This window comes from uncultured Sphingomonas sp., from assembly GCF_946477935.1.
Classification (GTDB): domain Bacteria; phylum Pseudomonadota; class Alphaproteobacteria; order Sphingomonadales; family Sphingomonadaceae; genus Sphingomonas.
Window position 1 is genome coordinate 1 of record NZ_CAMLAC010000351.1, and the last position, 2,545, is coordinate 2,545.

At 70.8% G+C, this 2,545-nt stretch carries 2 pseudogenes; both read left to right on the forward strand.

Annotation, left to right across the window (positions count from 1 at the left end):
- Positions 1–1,975 (forward strand): annotated as a pseudogene (locus Q0U08_RS19735) (LamG domain-containing protein); the annotation flags it as partial.
- A pseudogene (locus tag Q0U08_RS19740) lies at positions 1,972–2,545 on the forward strand (DUF885 domain-containing protein); the annotation flags it as partial. The pseudogenes Q0U08_RS19735 and Q0U08_RS19740, both read left to right, overlap by 4 nt.

The window sequence follows — 2,545 nt, forward strand, 5'->3', positions numbered from 1 at the left end:
TGCGAGCGCCGTCTATGCTCGCATCCGCCTGGTCTTCAAGCCGCGGGCGGAGGCCCTGGCCGAACACATCGCCGATCGCTTCAACCAGGTGAAGGACAATTGGGCGTTTCTGGTCGAGGAACATACCGCCTCGCAGCGCGCCGGCCTATACCGCCGCCTCTATGCCGATATCGGCGACCTGCTGCGCGTCGCGCCCGATCATGCCGGCGCCCGCGCCTATTGGGCGGACATCAACTACCGGCCGGAGAACCTGCCGCCCGTAACGCTGCCCCCGGTCCCTGCCGGCACGCCCGCCTGGGCCTTTCGCCAGTTGCAGGATCTATCGCTCGCGCACCGCTTCGTGGAGTGGTGGATCGCCGAGCGACAGGTGCCGTACGGTGATTTCGGTGGCGGCCTGTCCGACGACACCGACCTTGTGCAGCAATGGCCGGCGCTCGCGCTGATGGGGGTCGCGCCCGACCGGATCAATGCCTCGCTGCGTGCGCTCTCCGATGCGGTCTATCGCAACGGCATGATCGTGAACGGGCTGGGTGCGATCACCACCGACGAGCTGCATGCCTATGAGGAAGGGCTGAACTCCAACGCAGCGCGGCTGTACCTCAACTGGGGCGAGCCGATCGCGGTCGAACGCCTGATGGAGAATACCCGCGCCCTGGGCGGCGTCATCCTGCCCAACGCGGCTGGCCATCACCACTTCGCCTCCAACTGGTATGGCGGCAACCGCATCTATCGCGAAGGGCCATGGGAATGGCAGAAGCCATACAGCTTCACCGTCCTCCATGGGCCGATGCTGGTCGGCCTGTTCAACGGCAATGCCGCCGCACGCGGCCTTGTCACCGGGGTGATCGACGGCTGGCTGGCGCACGGCACCAATGGGGCCGATGGCCTCTGGTCCTATCCCAACGAGATCAACTGGCGCACCGATGCCACCCGGGTGGGCGATGGCGGCGGCGCCACCGTGCCGTTGCAGGGCGCGTGGGCGGCATGGCGCTTCACCGGCGATGCGCGCTACCTGCGCCCGGTCGAGGCGCGTCTCGCCAAGGCAGGCCCCGCCGCGTTCGCCGAATTCAACGAGGCGCCCGGCCTGATCCCCGGCGGCGCGGCGCTGCTGGGGAAGGCCGCCACCGGCGACAGCGACATCGGTCGCTACGCCCGCTGGCAGACCTCCGGCGACACCGCAGCCCTCGCCACGCTCCACGCCGAGGCTGCGACCGAAAAGATGCAGCGCATGGACATGCTGACCGAGGGGCATTGGTGGAGCGACCGGGTCGACATGCCCACCGACCTGTTGCAACGCGAACGGCTCGGCGGCGTTGCGCTGAAGCGCAACCAGAGCTGGCCCGGCAACACGGTAAGCTGGCGCTTTCTCGAAGACGGTGCGGCCGAGCGTGTCGCGATCCTGATGCCCGGCGCCACCCGCACCCGTTTCCGCGTCATCGCGTACAACACCACCGACCGGCCGCAGCGTGCGACGATGACCGGCTGGTCGATCGACCCCGGCCGCTGGACGGTGCAGCGCGCCACCAGTGCCGATGAGGCGCGCACGCTGATCCCCGATGGCCCCGCCGCCACCGCTACACTCGAACGCAGTCTGGGGACGGAAGTCGTCTTCGCACCCCGCACCACCACCGTGTATGATTTCGCGCTCGCCGAACCCGACACCCCGGTAGAGGATCGCGCCGATCTCGGCATCGGCCTCGACGATGTGGTGGCGAACGGCCGCGGCATCGCCCTTACCGTCCACAGCCTCGGTGCGCGTCCCGTACCCGGTGGCGAGGCCCGTCTGCTCGCCGCCGACGGCCGGGTACTGGCCACCGCCGCGATCCCGGCGATGGCGGCTCCCACCGATCTGCGCCCGCGCACCACGCGCCTGCGCCTGCCCCGCCGCGCCGGCGCCACCGCCGTCGAGGTCGCGCTGACCGGCGACGCCCCGGAGGTGACCCGCCTCAACAACCGCGTGACCCTGCCCCAATGACCCGCTGGAGCCGCCGTGCGGTGCTGGGCGGCGCCATCGCGCTGGCGGCGGCTCCGGTCCGGGCGCAGGGCATCCGCGCCGCGCTCGATCACGCCGCCACCCTCCCCCCGGCGGACGCGCTTGCGCTGCTCCGACCGCTCACGGCCACGACGCTGCGCGACCGGCTCGACCTCGACACCGCCCGCGCCGGTCTCGCCGCAGAGGTCCGGCTCGCCACCACGCCGTCCTATCTCTGGCAACTCCGCCGCATCATCGGCGACACGGTGGCCCCCGCCAGCGCGCGCATCCGGCTGACCCGCGAACACACCCGCCTGCTCGCCCGCGCCGGCCGCCTGTTCGCCACTCTCGGCGACAGGAACGGCTCGATCGGCGAACGCTATCGCCGGCTCTGGACAGACGCGCGGTTCCTCTACCCCGACAGCGAAGCCGGCCGGAACCGCGCCATTGCCGACATGCACGCGACGCTGGATCGCTGCCGCTCCGATCTTTCCGCAGTCTTCGGCCCGGTTCCGCCATGGTGCCTGAACGTCCGTCCCGCCCGCATGACCGCGGCCGAGGATGCGGCGGGCA